Consider the following 15,015-nt stretch of genomic DNA (forward strand, 5'->3'; position numbering starts at 1 on the left):
ATGTCGTCAACGCCGGCTCCGCCTACTTCTGCATGAACGACGCCCAGCGCTTCTCGGCGGCCTCTCCGGCCGGCGAAGACCACCAGGCATAGGACATCAAGGCCTGCTTCGCCGCATTCGCCGGCTCGCTCGGCAATTGCGCGGCACGCTCGGGCTTGATCACGTTGGTCTCGAACGCCTTGGGATTGCCCGGGCCGTAATCAATCTGGAGCGGCAGATTGGCCTGGTGCACGGGGTCGACGGCCTCGTTGAGGAACTTGACCGCCGTGTCGAGGTTCGGCGCACCCTTGAGGATGCAGAGCGAGGTGCTCTGCAGGATACCCTGGTTATAGGTGAACGACACCTTGGCGCCTTCCTTGGCGACCGCGCTGACGCGGCCGTTCCACGCCATCTCCATGTCGACCTCGCCGTCGTTGAGGAGCTGCGCCGACTGCGCGCCCGAGGTCCACCACACCGTGATGTGCGGCTTGATCTCCTCCAGCTTCCTGAAGGCGCGGTCGACGTCGAGCGGATAGAGCTTGTCGGGCGCGACGCCGTCGGCCATCAGCGCGGCCTCGAGCGTGGCGAACGGGTGGTTGCGCAGCGCGCGGCGTCCGGGGAATTTCTTCACGTCCCAGAAATCGGCCCAGCTGTTCGGGGCGCCCTTCGGAAAGGTCTTCTGGCTAAAGGCAAGCACGCTGGAATAGAACTCGTAGGACACCGAATAGGGACTGCGATACGCCTCCGGCATCGCCGCACCGTTCGGAATTTTGGAGAAATCGAGCTTCTCGATCAGGCCTTGCTCGCCGCCACGCAGGCAATTGCCCGTCGGCGTGTCGACCACGTCCCAGATCGGCTTGCCGCTGCCGACCTGCGTCTTGATCGCGGGCCAGGCGTCGGGAATTGAGTCCTGGTTGATGGTGATGCCGAGCTTCTTGGCGGAGGGATCGAGGATCGCCACCGTCTGCGCCTGCTGATAGGCGCCGCCCTGCGAGACGAAGGTGATCTGCTCGGCGGCATCAGCCGCGGTGCCCCCGAGCGCGAGCACGCCAAGCAGCGTGCAGCCAAATTCGAAATTGCGTTTGGTGTTCATCGTCGCCTCCTCCTTCGCCAAAATTGGCTTACCGGCCGATCGCATCGAGAAACTGGTACCAGCCGGCGACCATGCGCACGGCGGGCTCGCGCAGCGGATAGAACGGAATGGATTTCATGCGCCTGACATCGAGCAGGCCGACGTCAGGCGTCTCACCGCGCACGAGGGCCGCGAGATAGCGCCCCATCAGGCTCGACATCGCAACGCCGGCGCCGTTGTAGCCCATCGAGACCAGCGTGCGATCGTCGAGCCGGCCGATATGCGGCACCGAGTCCAGCGTCATCGCGACGAGGCCGGACCATTTGTATGCGAGCGGAATGTCGGCGAGATCGGGAAAGATGCCGACCATCGCCTTGCGCAAGGCGTCGAAGGCGGCCTGCGAGTCCTGCTTGCCGAAGGCGCCGCGGCCACCGAAGATCACGCGGTTGTCGACCATGCGGAACCAGCGCATCATGCGCTTGGTCTCGGTGTAGGTGCGCCCGGTCGGCATCAGTTTTCCCGCGAGATTGCGCGGCAGTCTTTCCGTCGCGACCATGGCGCTGCGGAATGGAATCAGCGTGCGCTGCATGTGCGCGGTGGCGGCGGTCAGATCCGAATAGCTGTTGGTCGCGATGATGGCCTGTTTGGCGCGCACCGCGCCTTGCGGCGTCTCGGCGACGATGCCGTCCTTGTCCCGGTAGAGCTTGACCACAGGCGATTCCTGGAAGATCGGCACTCCGCGGCCGGCCACGCCATCGGCGAGACCGCGCAGATAATTCAGCGGATGGATGCCGCCCGAGCCGGGATTGAGCACGCCGCCGACGAAGACGTCGGAGCCGGTCTCCTCGCGCACGCCGTCCTTGTCGAGGATGCGGACCGCTGCCGAGCCCATCTCTCGCGTCATCCAGTTGGCCTCGTCGATCGCGGCCCGGAGCGTCGCCTCGTTATGTGCGGCCTTGACCTGGCCGGTGCGCGTCAGGTTCGCACCGGCGATGCCGAGCTCCGACACCAGTTCCTCGACCATGTCGGTCGCTTCATGCGCGATTTCGTACATGCGCCGCGCCATGGCGCGGCCGTGTGCGGCGTCGATCTCGCGGAACGAGAGGCGAAACTTTGCGGTGATCACGCCGCCGTTGCGTCCGCTCGCGCCCCAGCCGGGGCGGTTCGCCTCCAACACGACGGGCGACAGGCCGCTCTTGGCGACATGATGCGCTGCGGACAGACCGGTATAGCCTGCGCCGATGATCACCACGTCCGCCTGGCTCTCGCCCGACAGCACCGGAAAGGCGCGAGCCGGATTCGCCGTGGCTTCCCACAGCGAATCGACCGATGGCAGCGTGCGCCAACCCTGTGTCATGGCCGCGCCCATCTACTCCACTGGCCCGATTGCGGCGTCGGCGAGCGCCTTCAGGGTCGGGTAATGGAAGTCCGGCTTGGTCAGCGCCTCCACCGCCGGCGTGCCGCCGAAGCCGGCGATGCCCTGTCGACGTTCGATCCAGCACACCTTGTAGCCGAGCTTCCGCGCGATCCCGATGTCGTGATACTGGCTCTGCGCGACGTGCAGAATGTCGGACTGCTTGTAGCCGAAGGCCGACTGGCGGCCCTTGTTGTAGGCGAAGAATTCCGGGTTCGGTTTGGCCACACCGGTGTCGTCGGCGCAGACGGTGTCGTCGAACGGATTGCCGAGCGCATGGGCGTAGCAGGACAGCGCGACGCGGTCGGCATTGGTCATCGCGACCAGGCGGAATTTCGTGCGCAGCCGCTTGAGCGCCTCGACCGAATCCGGGAACGGCCCCCAGCGCAGCACGGCGAGCTGGAACACGTCGCAGGACGCATCGTCAGCGGGCAGCCCGAGCTCCTTCGCGAGATAGCGGTAGACATGGAACATCACCTCGCTGGAGCGCTCGTAATGCTTATCGCGGCCGCGCTTGTAGGATTCGAAGATCACGTCGTCGCTGAGCTCGGCCGGCGTCTTGCCCGAAATCTTGCGCACGGCGGCGAGAACGCCGGTTTCGAAGTCGATCAAGGTGCCGACGACGTCGAAAGTGAGAACCTTGAAGTTGCTGAACGCGGCTTGGGTCGACATGTCGTTTCTTCTCTCGGCTTGGATGAATCTGAAGTTCAATCCCCCGCCCTGGGCACGACGATCGTGTCCTCGGGGTGGAGCGTGACGGTGAGGCTGCCGCCGAGCGGCGGGATACGGTGATAGGCCTGGTGGTAACTCGGCTGGCGCAGGCTGAGCGCGATGCCGTCGGCGAGCGCCAGGAAAATGCGAAGGCTTTCGCCCTGGTAGACGATGTCGGTGACGGTGCCGGTCAGCCGGTTGCAAGCGGCGTCCTGCGCGCCGTCGTCGATCAACAGCTTCTCGCTGTGCACGGCCAGCATCAAGGCATCGCCGTCGGGAATGGCGCGTGCGCTGCGCAGCAAAGCATTGCCGAGCGCGATGCTGGAAGCATCGACGCGGCGAACGGGCAGCATGGTGGCTTCACCGATGAAGCTGGCGACGAAGGAATCCGCGGGATGATCGTGCAGCCGCGCCGGCTCGTCGATCTGGACCAGCCGACCGTCCTTCATCACGGCGACGCGGTCGCTCATGGTCAGCGCCTCGCGCTGGTCATGGGTGACGTAGATGATGGTGGCCTGGATGCGCTTGTGCAGCGAGCGCAGCTCGATCTGCATGGATTCGCGGAGCTGCTTGTCGAGGGCGGAGAGCGGCTCGTCCATCAGGATCAGGCGCGGCTCGAAGATCATGGCGCGTGCGAGCGCGACGCGCTGGCGTTGGCCGCCGGAGAGCTGCGCGATGCCGCGCTCCTCGTAGCCGGCGAGGCCAACCATGCCGAGCGCGGCACGCACCTTGTCCGGCCACGAGGATTTCGGCAGGCGCCGCGCGCGCAACGGAAAGGCGACGTTCTCGCCGACACTCATATGCGGGAACAACGCGTAGTTCTGGAAAACCACGCCGATGTCGCGCTTGTGCGGCGGCATGTAGGTGACGTCGCGGCCGCCAAAGAGAATCGTGCCTGCCGTTGGAAGAATGAATCCACCCAGGATACCGAGCAGCGTGGTCTTGCCGGAGCCGGAGGGGCCGAGCAGGGAGACGAATTCACCGGCGCCGACAGTGAGCGAGACATCATCGAGGGCACGAACGGCGCCATAGGCCTTGCTGGCAGACCTGATCTCGACGCTTTCCGCTCGCTTGTCCAAGATCGACCTCGCCATGTCCCGAGCTGGCGTGCCTCGCTGCGCGCCATAAGCCTGCTTTATAGACAGAGGTCTCGCTGCGATCATGGCGGAAGCGTGCGCTGCACCACGTCGTCGCTCTGAGCCGCTGTCTTTGGGCCGTCATGTCGATGACACCAGACTTGCGAAAACTCGGCAATTGCCAAATTCTCACCGCGCTCATAACATGACGTTATGCCCGAGCTCCGCCGCATGCTGCCATCCAGCAACGCCCTGTTCGTCTTTGACGCAGCGGCGCGCAATGGCAGCTTCACCGCAGCGGCGGCGGAATTGAACGTGACGCAGCCGGCGGTGAGCCGGATGCTCGGCCAGTTCGAGGAGCATCTCGGCGTGCGCCTGTTCGATCGCAAGGCAGGCCGCGCCGTGCTCACCGAGGAAGGCGAATTGCTGTATCACCGCGTGCTCGAAGGCTTCCGCAGCATCGAGAGCGGGCTCGTCGAGATCGAGCGGCGGCGCAAGGGCACCGAAACGGTGACGCTGTCGGTCTCCTCCGCCTTCACCACGCACTGGCTGATGCCGCGCATCGACAAGCTGCAGAAGCAGTTTCCGCAAGTCGACCTGCGCTTCCAACTGATCTCCGGCGCGTTGCGCGGGCCGGTCGAGAACGTCGATCTCGGCATGCGCTTTCGCGATCGCGACGAGCCCTCCTCCGGCGGCACGCTGGTGATGAAGGAGGTCATGCTGCCGATGTGCAGTCCCGGCTATCTCGGGGACACAGATCCTGCCGAGGGCAACACCATCATCCGTCTTGCCGAGACGCCGGGCGACTGGGCCGCGGATTACGCATCGTTTCTGACCGGGCGCCGCGGCTCAGCCAAGGGCTTAAGCTTCACCGATTATGCCGTGGTCGTGCAGGCAGCCCTGCTAGGCCAGGGCATCGCTCTCGGCTGGCTGACGGTGACCTCGCATTGGCTTCTGACCGGCGCCCTGGTGCCGGCCTCCGATACACTGGCCACCACGCGCCGCCTCTGCGAGTTTCTGCCGCCCCGCAACCGGCCCATGCGGCCCATCGCCGCCGAAATCCGGGATTGGATCATCGCGCAGATGCGAAAAGAGGTGGCGGCGATCGACCGGCAATATCCGCAACTTGGATTGATGTCCGCCTGCTATGGCGTGAGCCTGACCTAGAATCGGCGACGGCAGACAAGCGATCTTGATCTGCTCCGCCTCGGCGGCCGATCACTGGCTCTCCGCGCTAATGTCACTTGCGCCCTCGGCTGCTTGGAAAAATCCGAACCGCGCCGAAGGCCGCTAGCAGGGGTGGCTCACATCTGCCGTCTGGCGGCCTGCACTTCGACGAACTCGGCGTCGGGATGGCTGACGATGGTGGCGACCCAAATGCCGCTGATGATCAGCGACCAGGCGGTGTCCCAATAGATCCAAAACACGAGCCAGCCTCCATCTTCATCTCACCCGCCCGCGGGAGCCGGGGTAACGGCAACGCGGTGCTGCCGTTCCCGACGCGGGGCGCGGCACGACCGCGCGGCAAAGGTTACTTGGATTTGGTCGGCGGCGGCGCCTGATCGGTTTGGCCGGTGTGGCGCTTTGCCACGACGTCCTCATCGCGCTCGCCCTGCTGCGGGCGCGGTGGCGACTTGGGTAGGCCGGCCTGACCGCCATGCTTGCCTCCCATGTCGGGCTTACCTTCGAGATCGTTTTCGCGGGGCATGCGCCTTCAATGCGCGGGCGCGGCTTTGGTTCGCATTGCGCCGGCCAATTTCGGCTGTGAACGAGATCATAGGATTGCCGCGGTTTGCAGTGCACGATCGAAATGCCCTGACTTTCATGACGCGGACGGATTCGACCAGATGCGGAAACGGCTCATCGCCTGGACCATCCTGACCTCAGCGCTGGTTGCGGTCGTCGTCTGGACCGTGCTCGGACCGCCCGCGCATCCGTCCGGCCCGCATCTGCCCTCGCGCACCGCGGCGATGCGGTAGCCGCCGGCGGCGACCGATGCGATTTCGGCATCGATCGATCCCCATTGGAATTTGGTGCGGCGGTGCGCCGCCCGCTATCCTCGTCGGCAAAACGACGATGCCGCGCCGCGGCCTTCAGGAGGAGCCCATGTCGAGACCGACCCGACGCAGCGCATCGCCACGCGCTGCGATCGCCACCACCCTGTTCGCTGTCCTCACTCTCATTTCTGGAGTCCAAGCCGGCATGGCCGAGACCTTCGCCTATGTCGGCAACGCCGACAGCAACGACATCAGCGTGTTCAAGATGACCGAGAGCGGCGACATGATTGCGGTGCAGACCGCCGCCTTCAAAGGTGTCGACAAGCCCGGCTCCTCGACGCCGCTCGCGATCACGCCCGATCGCCGCGTGCTGATTGCCGGCGTCCGCTCGCAACCCTATCAGGCGGTAAGCTTTGCGATCGATCCCAAGACGGGCCAGCTCAGCCCTGCCGGCAACGGGCCGCTTCCCGACAGCATGGCCAATATCGCCGTCGACCACAGCGGCAAGTTCCTGTTCAGCGCCTCCTATGGCGGCAACAAGGTCGCGCTGAATCCATTGAACGCGAACGGCGTCGCCGGCGAGCCGAAGCAGGTGATCCCGACCGGGCTGAACGCGCACGCCTTCCTGCCCTCGCCCGACAACCGCTTCGTGTTCGCGACCAATCTCGGCTCCGACCAGGTGCTGGCCTTCGCGTTCGATGCCACCACGGGCACGCTGACGCCGAGCGACCCGCCGGCCCACAAGGTGCCGGAGAAATCGGGGCCGCGGCACTTCGTGTTTCATCCCAATGGCAAGTTCGTCTATCTCCTGCACGAGCTGAACGGCGATGTCGCCGCGTTCACCTATGAAGCCAAAAGCGGCGCCTGGGACGAGATCCAGCGCACCACCGCGCTGCCGGAAGGTTTTAACGGCAAAGCTTCTGATAAAAAGCCCTGGGCCGCCGACATCCACATCACCCCGGACGGCCGCTTCCTCTACGCCTCCGAGCGCACCACCAGCACGCTGACCGCCTACAAGGTGGACGCGGGAAGCGGCAAGCTGACCACGATCGGCAGCGTGCCGACCGAGAAGCAGCCGCGCGGCTTCCACGTCGATCCCTCCGGCCGCTACCTGGCCGCGGTCGGCGAGCTCTCCGACAGCATGACGGTCTACGCGATCGACCAGGGCAGCGGCGCGCTGGCCAAGCTGAAATCCTACCCCACCGGCAAGAAGCCGAACTGGGTGGAGTTCCTGACCCTGCCGTGAGGGGGAGGCACCGACCTACGTAAACATCCGTAATTTCAGAAGGCGCGCCTTGCGGTCATATCATCGGTCATGGACCGCCAGATCGTCTTCAAATGCCCGCAGACCGGCATGAACGTGCAGCATCGGCTCGGCGACGAGCCGACCGACCGCACGCATGTCTCGGTATCCTGTCCGGCCTGCACGCGGCTGCATTTGATCGAGCGGGCCAGCGGCAAGCTGGCGGGCGATCGCCGCGGCTGAGAGGCTCTAGTGCCGCCCAGTGACTTGCGCCGTCACGTCCTCGACGTGGTGCAGCAGGTAGACCAGATGGCCCGCCGTGTCGTGGATCGGCGAGTTGATCGGCTGCCAATGGCGCTCGACGAAGCTCCCGCCGGCATCGCGGATGTCGTAGCGCTGGACCGCCATGGCATGCGCCTGCCCGGTTTCACCGACGATCCTCAGGCTGCCGTAGAGGTTGCTGACGCCATCGGCGAGCGGATCGTCGGGATTGTCAGGAAATATCTCGAACAGCGACCGGCCGACGATGTCGGCCCGGCCGGTCAAGGTCGCGGCCGCATAGGCGTCATTGACGTCGACGATCAACAGGCCCGGCCCCGGGTCCAGCAGCATATAGGGATGCGGTGACGCTTCGAATTCGGGCTGGAATTGCCTGCGGATCAACTCGGCGTCGCCATGCTGCCGCCGGCGCTGTTCAAGCGGCGTCGTATCGGCTCCTGACGCCGCCGAGTTCAGCAACGCCAATTGGCGCTTCGCCGAGGCCAGCAGCGCGCGCACGGTGTTCTGCACCGTCGGGTCGGCCGCTTCATTGAGCAGCCGCTCGAAATGAACGATATTCTGCTCGCAAACGAACCGTTGCATCCCGCCTCTCGACCGTGAGCCGTGCGGCCGCGATGCCGCGCCACCCTATCTTAGTTCCATACAGGCGGCTCTGACAGATGAGAAGACCGTGATAGTCCGCACCTTGGGAGTAGGTCGGTCGCAGCGCCGCGCTCATAAGAAGCGAACCTGTTGTCCAATCCCGCGACTAATCAAAGACTTGCCAAGATGGCCCGCGTCGGCGCGGCCTCCCTTTCGGGGCCACGCCGCCGTAGTCCGCGCCACTGCCATCTGCTATCGATGGGAGGCATAGAACCCGTGGAATTTCCGATGCGTCATTTGCCCCGTGCCGTTGTTCGAAGCCTGTATCCCGCAGCCGTCGCCGGGGTGCTGATCCTCGGTCAATTTCCGGCCAGAGCCGCCGATGACGAGGCGCCCAAGGGGCCGGCGGTCACGGTGCTGAAGGTCGCAAAATCCTGCTTCTCCGACATCGTCGAAGCCACCGGCACGATCATCGCGCGGGAGGAAACCTCGGTGCGGCCCGAGCGCCCGGGCCTGAAGGTCACGGACGTCCTGGCGGAAGCCGGCGACACCACCACCGCCGGCCAGGTGCTGGCGCGGCTGGCGCTGCCCGAGGGCGGCACGCTGCAGGTCACCGCACCCGTGGCGGGCGTGATCGCGACGTCGACCGCCCAGATCGGCAATTTCGCCTCGGCCAAGGGCGAGGCGCTGTTCACGATCGTGGCGCGCAGCGAATACGATCTCGTCGGCCTCGTGGCGACCACCGATGTGCGCAAGCTCGCCGTCAACCAGCCGGCGACGGTGCGGATCGCGGGGGCCGGCGACATCGAGGGCAAGGTGCGCCGCATCGGCCCGACCGTCGAGCCCAACATCCAGCAGGGCATGGTCTATATCGGCATTTCCTCGCAGAAGCGGCTGCTGCTGAAGGCGAGCGGCCGCGCGCTGATCAAGACCGGACAGAGCTGCAACGTCGCGGTGCCGCTGACATCAGTGCAATACTCCTCGGCCGGCACCGTGGTTCAGGTGATCCGCCGCAACCGCGTCGAGACCAAGCGCGTCGAGGTCGGCTTGATGTCGGGCGGCAATATCGAGGTCCGCGACGGCCTCAACGAAGGCGACGTCGTCGTCGCCCGCGCCGGCGCGCTGCTGCGTGAAGGCGATCCGGTGCGCCCGGTGATGGCCGCGGAAGCGGCGAAGTAGTCTCTCGACAAACTCTCGTGTCCCGGACGCGCTGCAGCGTGTAACGCTGCTGCGCAGAGCCGGACCCATGTCGCCGCATGCGACCGTCCAAAAAACTGGGCCCCGGCTCAGCGTCGCATCACTACATGATGCGCCGCGTCCGGGGCACGGGACGTCTCAAGATCTAAGGAAACTAACCGCCGGCTTCGCCGAAATGGACGTCTTCGAGCAGCGAGGAGGAGACGGTCGGGACCTGATCGCCTTCGCTGGCGCGGGAGATGGCGAGGCGGGTCTTGTTGAAGACGGCCTCGGCGCTGCCCTTGGAATTGAGGTTGTTGAGGAACTCGCTGACCAGCACACTGTGCTCGCCCTTGCCGTCGTCCACGACCTTGCCGGGCGAGGCCGAGGAGAGGATCAGCGCATTGTCGGACGCGCTGATCGGCGCGAGACCGTGGCTGTAGGAGCGGAAGCGGCGCTCGTAGGGGTTACGGCGGGAGGCGTCGACGACGACGAGCTTGGCCTTGGCGCCCTGCTCCTTCATCATGTCGAGCACGCCGTCGATCGAGACGCCCTGGCGGCGCACGTCGCTTTCCTTCCAGATCGCGGCATCGACCGGCAGCATGTAGCTCTCGCGTCCCGCCTGCACGCCATAGCCGCCGAAGAACAGCATGACGACGGTGTCGCGCTTGATCCGGGACTTCAGGCGGCTCACGGCACGAACCATGTCGTCCCGGGTCGCGTCTTCCACCATGTCGACGTCAAAACCGTTCTTGCGCAGGGACGAGGACAGCGCGCGGGCGTCGTTGATCGACTGCGTCAGCGGCGCGCTGGCGTCGGGATAATGTCCATTGCCGATGACGAGGGCGAGGCGCGAGGACTGGCCGATCGAGCCGGTGATCTGGTCGGTCGAGACGGCCTTGGCGGCATCGATCGCACGCATGTTGAGAGCAGCATGGGCGCCGATTACCAGCGAGACCGAGCCGATCAGGGCTGCGGCCACCGCGATGGTGCGTCGGGAAAGGTCGAGCTGCTTTACGTTCATCTCGGTTCGGTTCCTGTGCCAAAGACCAGCCAAGCGCGCGCACACTGTTTGAGTAGCGCGATAGCGTCTTTAGGTTTGAGGGATCGGCCGGGGATGTGCCCCCGAATTACGCGCAATTTGCGGCGCCGCACCAAACAAACCTTTAACCGGATATAGGGGCCCCGGCAATAGATTGCCCAAAATTTGATTTAAGCTTCTGAAGACGCTAGATAATTTCCTTCTCCAGATTTCTGCATTTCCGTGTTTCCCCGTATCATCCGGGGCCTCAAAATGCAGCCCTTCCGCCGGCTTTTCCGTGACCTCTGTCACATTTGTATTTCCTGCGAATCCGGGTAGCCTTTTCAACGACTTGCATGGGGGTGGCGCGGGGCTGGGAGCGCGCCGGCCGGCCCCTGGCCTAACCCTGCCGAAGTCCCCGCGACCGAGTATTTCATGAGCTTTCAATATTTTGCCGGCGCCGCCTGCCGGGCGCTGCTGGCGCCGAAGGACGGCCCCTCGCTTTACGATGTCTGCGATCCCATCCTGTCAGGCCCGGCCAGCGGCGATCCGCATCTCGCCAAGTTCTACAAGACCGCGCTCGGCAATCCCGCGCTGCGGGTGCTGCTGCGGCGCGCCGGCCTGCCCGAGCTGCGCGACGAGGCCAGGCTGGCGGCGCTGCGGCAGGCGCTGGCGCGCGCCCGCGACGAGGCCGAACCCGACTGGGCGGCGGTCGGCCAGCCGGTCGCTGATCTCGTCGACAGCATCGCGCTCGACCACCCCAAGCCGCCGCCGGCAATGTTCACCGGCTCCGCCCCGCCGCCGGCGCAGATCGACGGCGTGATCCGCGACTGCGCGCAGCATCTGCTCGGCTCCTACCGCAAGCACGGCTTTCTGCCGACCTATGCCGCCTTCAATCTGATCGGCGATCCCGACTTCCGCGGCCGCGAGCTGATCATGGCTCTTACGGGCCTCAATGCCCGCGGCTACAAGAATTCTTCGCTGCTGTTCAACCTCGCCCGAGTCTTCATCGCGCGTTCGCCGGCCCGGGCCGTCGTCAACCCGCCCTGGCGCGGCATCGCCGAGCCGATGTGGGAGCCGGTGCAGATCCGGCACCGCTCGGCCTATTACGACGCATTCTTCATCGAGGCGCTGCTGAGCTATGGCGAGACCGGGCTGGCCTCGCCGGCCGATAAGGTCGCAGCGGAGCGCGCCATCGTCGACATGGTGGATTTCTGCGTCAACATCAGCCGCGAGGAGGTCGAGGGCATCGACGGCGCGCGCTTCAACGTCGTCACGGCACTCGCGCCCGCGCCGCATCCGCGCTTCTCGCGCTACTTCGCGCAGATCAAGCAGGACCTCGGCTTCGGCATCTACGTGCCGGATTGCGACACCACGGCCTGCTCGATCTCGGCGGCGACGCAGGCCGGCTGCCGCGATGCGATCATCGACCAGCCGCTGCTCGACTTCTATGCCGGCTATCAGGTGCATGCCGGCGTCAACGCGCCGCGCGTGACCGTGCCGCTCAACGACAATATCGACTATGAGGGTGGGGTCGCGACCTGGATCGACAACCTCAAGGGCGAGCGTCCCTACGGCAACGATCTCGACCCGACGCTCAATCTCGACATTCTCGAGGTGAGCTTCCGCAACCTGGCGCGCTGGAAGGTTTTGGAGACACCGTCGCGGCTCGCCACGGTGCATCGCATCATCGGCTTCCAGAAGCGGCTGGCCGCGAGCGGTGCCTTCGCCAATCCGCGCTCGCACATCTATTACCTGCCGGAACTCTACAGCGCCTATTTCGGCCGCTGCTATGCGGCTTTCCTGGCGCTGCCGCTTTCGGCGCAGGCCGCGATCGATCCCGCCGGCGATTTCGACTTCATCCGTCACCGCGTGCTGTCCTACGTCAAGGGCGAGCTGATGGCCGCGGAGATGAACGTGTTCGACGCCGCACTGGCGCTGATCGCGCTCGGCCATCTCGGCGCCGACCCGCGCGCCTTTGCGCCGGCGCTGAACGTCATCGTCGCGAGCCTTGGCGAAGGCGGCCGCCGCGGCCCGTTCCGCGCCTATGAATGGAACAAGATGAAGACGCCGACGCGGATCCTGGTCGGCGGGCCGGAGGTGACGTCGGCTTTCGTGCTGATGGGATTGGCGGTGGCGAAGCGGGCGATGGCGCGGGGGTGAGGGCACATTGTATCCGTGCCCCGGACGCAGCGCGGCGCCTCGGTGCGCTGCAGGGCCGGGGCCCATGCCTCTGCGAGATGCGTCTGTGAATTTCTGGATCCCGGCTCTGCGCAGCAACGTTACGCGTTGCAGCGTGTCCGGGACACGAGCCGAGAGGCCGTCGCAAGATGACGGGAAGTTGAAAGCCCATCTGTCAGGCATAAGCTGGCCCGGCGGCCAAAAGCCGACCACAATTGCGCGGCTTATCGAGATGTTCATCCCACGCGGACCGGCATGTTGCGAAAATTCCTGATTGCGCTGTCTCTCCTCGCGCTCCCCTCGCTGGCCGAGGCCGCCGACATCACCGGCACGGCAAAAGTCCGCGCCGGCGATGCCGTGGTGATCGGCAACACGCGGATCCGGCTCGGCGGCATCGACGCGCCCGCACTCGACCAGCTCTGCCTCAACACCAAGACCGAGCGCTGGACCTGCGGCGTCGCCGCGCGCGACGAGCTCGCCAAATTTGCCGAGGGCAAGAGCTGGGTCTGTCACACCCGCTCGATCGACCGGCGTGGCCGCACCGTGGCGCGCTGCGAGGTCGGCGGCGAGGACATCCAGAAATGGCTGGTGCGCGCCGGCTGGGCGTTGGCCTATACCCGCATGTCCCACGACTACGAAGCCGACGAAAAGGCCGCGCGCGAGGCAAAGGCCGGGATGTGGCAGGGCGCCTTCATCGCGCCCTGGGACTGGCGCGTCCGCAACAAGAAGACCGTCATCCTGGGCGCCACCAAGCCGCCCGACGGAGCGCATGCGGTGCTGCTCGCCTCGGCCTCGGGGCCGGTCGCGCCTTCCCCGGATTGCACCATCAAGGGCAACGTCAACAGCGCCGGCGAATGCATCTTTCATCAGCCGACCAGCCGCTGGTACACCCAGATCAGGATGAAGATCAGCAAGGGCACCCGCTGGTTCTGCTCGGTCGAGGAGGCGGAGGCCGCGGGCTGCCGCGAGACGAAGCGATAACCCAGCCCTGCGTTTTGTGCGCTTTTCCGAGGCCCTCGCCCCGCGTAAGACTGTGAATCAGCAACCCACCAATCTGTATCTCTGGCAATAAGGACTGACAGCAATGACCGTTCGCGCGGGCCGGGAATTTCTGGCCATCCCCGGGCCCACCACGATGCCCGACGAGGTGTTGCGGGCGATGCATCGTCCGGCGATCGACATCTACTCCAAGGAGATGCTCGACCTGACCGAGAGCCTGCTCGGCGACATCTCGAAGCTGTTTGCGACCAAGGGCAAGTCCTACATCTACATCGCCAACGGTCACGGCGCCTGGGAAGCGGCGCTCAGCAACGTGCTGTCGCGCGGCGACAAGGTGCTGGTGCTGGAGAGCGGCCGTTTCGCGATCGGCTGGGGCAACGCGGCGGCGCTGATGGGCGCCGAGGTCGAGGTGCTCAAGGGCGACTGGCGCCGCGCGGTGCGGCCGCACGAGGTCGAGGAGCGCCTGCGCCGCGACAAGGAGCACACGATCAAGGCCGTCGTCGTGGTCCAGGTCGACACCGCCTCGGGCGTGCAGAACGACATCGAGGCGATCGGCAGGGCGATCAAGGCGAGCGGCCACCCCGCGCTGTACATGGTCGACACCGTGGCCTCGCTCGGCTGCATGCCGTTCGAGATGGACAAATGGGGCATCGACGTCGCGATGTCCGGCTCGCAGAAGGGCCTGATGACGCCGCCCGGCCTCGGCTTCGTCGCCGCCAATGCGCGCGCGCTCGAGGTGCACAAGAAGGCCAATATGTCGACGCCCTATTGGAGCTGGAGCGAGCGCGAGGGCACCGAAAATTATCGCAAATATGCCGGCACCGCGCCGGTGCATCTGTTGTTCGCCTTGCGCAAGGCGATCGACATGCTGCACGAGGAAGGCCTCGAGAACGCCTTCCGCCGCCACAGCCTGCTCGGCGAAGCCGCGCGCCGCGCCGTTGCCGCATGGTCGGAAGGCCAGGTGCTCGGCTTCAACGTGGCCGAAGCCAGCGAGCGCTCCAACACCGTGACCACGGTGACCATGAGCAACGGCCACGACCCCGCGGTGTTGCAACGCTATTGCAAGGACAAATGCGGCGTCGTGCTCGGCACCGGCATCGGCGACCTCTCCGGCCAGGCCTTCCGCATCGCCCACATGGGCCACGTCAACGCACCGATGCTGCTCGGCACCCTCGGGGTGGTTGAGATCGCCTTGAACGCGCTGAAGATCCCGCACGGCAAGGGCGGGCTGGAAGCGGCGGTGTCGTATCTCGGGGACGAGGTGCCGGCGTAGGGCGCTTTCTTC

At 65.7% G+C, this 15,015-nt stretch carries 16 protein-coding genes; 8 read left to right on the forward strand and 8 right to left on the reverse strand.

Annotated features, from left to right (window positions below; genetic code table 11):
• Positions 1-22: 22 nt before the first annotated feature.
• From RPS27_RS19865 to RPS27_RS19880, 4 genes are read right to left on the reverse strand one after another with little or no spacing between them, the layout of a single operon-like run.
• The gene (locus tag RPS27_RS19865; protein WP_212069075.1) at positions 23-1,072 is read right to left on the reverse strand and encodes an ABC transporter substrate-binding protein; all 1,050 of its coding nucleotides are present in this window, start codon (positions 1,070-1,072) and stop codon (positions 23-25) included.
• 28 nt (positions 1,073-1,100) lie between these two features.
• The gene (locus RPS27_RS19870) at positions 1,101-2,408 is read right to left on the reverse strand and encodes an FAD-binding oxidoreductase (RefSeq protein WP_249132450.1); all 1,308 of its coding nucleotides are present in this window, start codon (positions 2,406-2,408) and stop codon (positions 1,101-1,103) included.
• 12 nt (positions 2,409-2,420) lie between these two features.
• Complete coding sequence (locus tag RPS27_RS19875) at positions 2,421-3,137, reverse strand: HAD family hydrolase (RefSeq protein ID WP_194405514.1); 717 nt, start codon at positions 3,135-3,137, stop codon at positions 2,421-2,423.
• 35 nt (positions 3,138-3,172) lie between these two features.
• A complete protein-coding gene (locus tag RPS27_RS19880; RefSeq protein WP_212069077.1) occupies positions 3,173-4,255 on the reverse strand; it encodes an ABC transporter ATP-binding protein in 1,083 nt (360 codons plus the stop codon).
• 210 nt (positions 4,256-4,465) lie between these two features.
• On the opposite strand from RPS27_RS19880, the gene RPS27_RS19885 reads away from it, so the two are divergent.
• Positions 4,466-5,419 (forward strand): LysR family transcriptional regulator, encoded by a 954-nt coding sequence (locus RPS27_RS19885; protein ID WP_212069078.1) that lies wholly within the window; start codon positions 4,466-4,468, stop codon positions 5,417-5,419.
• Positions 5,420-5,556: 137 nt separating this feature from the next.
• On the opposite strand, the gene RPS27_RS19890 is transcribed toward RPS27_RS19885, so the two are convergent.
• Positions 5,557-5,679 (reverse strand): hypothetical protein, encoded by a 123-nt coding sequence (locus tag RPS27_RS19890; RefSeq protein WP_256438880.1) that lies wholly within the window; start codon positions 5,677-5,679, stop codon positions 5,557-5,559.
• A 104-nt stretch (positions 5,680-5,783) separates the two neighbouring features.
• Complete coding sequence (locus tag RPS27_RS19895) at positions 5,784-5,960, reverse strand: hypothetical protein (RefSeq protein ID WP_194408511.1); 177 nt, start codon at positions 5,958-5,960, stop codon at positions 5,784-5,786.
• Between the two features lie 139 nt (positions 5,961-6,099).
• On the opposite strand from RPS27_RS19895, the gene RPS27_RS19900 reads away from it, so the two are divergent.
• From RPS27_RS19900 to RPS27_RS19910, 3 genes are all read left to right on the forward strand, one after another.
• Entirely contained in the window at positions 6,100-6,231 is a 132-nt protein-coding gene (locus RPS27_RS19900; RefSeq protein ID WP_256438879.1) for a hypothetical protein, read from the forward strand.
• A gap of 127 nt (positions 6,232-6,358) precedes the next feature.
• The gene (locus RPS27_RS19905; RefSeq protein ID WP_212069079.1) at positions 6,359-7,495 is read left to right on the forward strand and encodes a beta-propeller fold lactonase family protein; all 1,137 of its coding nucleotides are present in this window, start codon (positions 6,359-6,361) and stop codon (positions 7,493-7,495) included.
• A 69-nt stretch (positions 7,496-7,564) separates the two neighbouring features.
• On the forward strand, positions 7,565-7,735 hold the full coding sequence (locus RPS27_RS19910; RefSeq protein WP_211420082.1) for a hypothetical protein: 171 nt from the start codon (positions 7,565-7,567) through the stop codon (positions 7,733-7,735).
• Between the two features lie 6 nt (positions 7,736-7,741).
• Here the strand turns inward: RPS27_RS19910 and RPS27_RS19915 are convergent, their stop codons facing one another.
• The gene (locus RPS27_RS19915; RefSeq protein WP_211420081.1) at positions 7,742-8,353 is read right to left on the reverse strand and encodes a PAS domain-containing protein; all 612 of its coding nucleotides are present in this window, start codon (positions 8,351-8,353) and stop codon (positions 7,742-7,744) included.
• Positions 8,354-8,641: 288 nt separating this feature from the next.
• Between RPS27_RS19915 and RPS27_RS19920 the strand changes: the two genes are divergently transcribed.
• The gene (locus RPS27_RS19920; protein WP_212069080.1) at positions 8,642-9,532 is read left to right on the forward strand and encodes an efflux RND transporter periplasmic adaptor subunit; all 891 of its coding nucleotides are present in this window, start codon (positions 8,642-8,644) and stop codon (positions 9,530-9,532) included.
• Between the two features lie 172 nt (positions 9,533-9,704).
• On the opposite strand, the gene RPS27_RS19925 is transcribed toward RPS27_RS19920, so the two are convergent.
• Complete coding sequence (locus tag RPS27_RS19925; RefSeq protein WP_212069081.1) at positions 9,705-10,553, reverse strand: caspase domain-containing protein; 849 nt, start codon at positions 10,551-10,553, stop codon at positions 9,705-9,707.
• Between the two features lie 432 nt (positions 10,554-10,985).
• Between RPS27_RS19925 and RPS27_RS19930 the strand changes: the two genes are divergently transcribed.
• The 3 genes from RPS27_RS19930 (at position 10,986) to RPS27_RS19940 (ending at position 15,003) form a co-directional block, all read left to right on the forward strand.
• On the forward strand, positions 10,986-12,713 hold the full coding sequence (locus RPS27_RS19930) for a hypothetical protein (RefSeq protein WP_212069082.1): 1,728 nt from the start codon (positions 10,986-10,988) through the stop codon (positions 12,711-12,713).
• 273 nt (positions 12,714-12,986) lie between these two features.
• Positions 12,987-13,712, forward strand: coding sequence for a thermonuclease family protein (locus RPS27_RS19935; RefSeq protein WP_211420078.1), 726 nt, complete (start codon positions 12,987-12,989; stop codon positions 13,710-13,712).
• A gap of 103 nt (positions 13,713-13,815) precedes the next feature.
• Complete coding sequence (locus RPS27_RS19940; protein WP_194405504.1) at positions 13,816-15,003, forward strand: pyridoxal-phosphate-dependent aminotransferase family protein; 1,188 nt, start codon at positions 13,816-13,818, stop codon at positions 15,001-15,003.
• The last annotated feature ends 12 nt before the right edge of the window (positions 15,004-15,015 follow it).

It is taken from the genome of Bradyrhizobium sp. WYCCWR 12699 (genome assembly GCF_032144035.1).
GTDB lineage: Bacteria > Pseudomonadota > Alphaproteobacteria > Rhizobiales > Xanthobacteraceae > Bradyrhizobium.

Excerpts from the sequence above, each read along its gene's own strand:
- RPS27_RS19865 (WP_212069075.1), bottom strand. The coding sequence starts at position 1,072 with ATGAACACCAAACGCAATTTCGAATTTGGCTGCACGCTGCTTGGCGTG.
- RPS27_RS19870 (WP_249132450.1), bottom strand. The coding sequence starts at position 2,408 with ATGACACAGGGTTGGCGCACGCTGCCATCGGTCGATTCGCTGTGGGAA.
- RPS27_RS19875 (WP_194405514.1), bottom strand. The coding sequence starts at position 3,137 with ATGTCGACCCAAGCCGCGTTCAGCAACTTCAAGGTTCTCACTTTCGAC.
- RPS27_RS19885 (WP_212069078.1), top strand. The coding sequence starts at position 4,466 with ATGCCCGAGCTCCGCCGCATGCTGCCATCCAGCAACGCCCTGTTCGTC.
- RPS27_RS19895 (WP_194408511.1), bottom strand. The coding sequence starts at position 5,960 with ATGCCCCGCGAAAACGATCTCGAAGGTAAGCCCGACATGGGAGGCAAG.
- RPS27_RS19900 (WP_256438879.1), top strand. The coding sequence starts at position 6,100 with ATGCGGAAACGGCTCATCGCCTGGACCATCCTGACCTCAGCGCTGGTT.
- RPS27_RS19905 (WP_212069079.1), top strand. The coding sequence starts at position 6,359 with ATGTCGAGACCGACCCGACGCAGCGCATCGCCACGCGCTGCGATCGCC.
- RPS27_RS19910 (WP_211420082.1), top strand. The coding sequence starts at position 7,565 with ATGGACCGCCAGATCGTCTTCAAATGCCCGCAGACCGGCATGAACGTG.
- RPS27_RS19915 (WP_211420081.1), bottom strand. The coding sequence starts at position 8,353 with ATGCAACGGTTCGTTTGCGAGCAGAATATCGTTCATTTCGAGCGGCTG.
- RPS27_RS19920 (WP_212069080.1), top strand. The coding sequence starts at position 8,642 with ATGCGTCATTTGCCCCGTGCCGTTGTTCGAAGCCTGTATCCCGCAGCC.
- RPS27_RS19925 (WP_212069081.1), bottom strand. The coding sequence starts at position 10,553 with ATGAACGTAAAGCAGCTCGACCTTTCCCGACGCACCATCGCGGTGGCC.
- RPS27_RS19930 (WP_212069082.1), top strand. The coding sequence starts at position 10,986 with ATGAGCTTTCAATATTTTGCCGGCGCCGCCTGCCGGGCGCTGCTGGCG.
- RPS27_RS19935 (WP_211420078.1), top strand. The coding sequence starts at position 12,987 with ATGTTGCGAAAATTCCTGATTGCGCTGTCTCTCCTCGCGCTCCCCTCG.
- RPS27_RS19940 (WP_194405504.1), top strand. The coding sequence starts at position 13,816 with ATGACCGTTCGCGCGGGCCGGGAATTTCTGGCCATCCCCGGGCCCACC.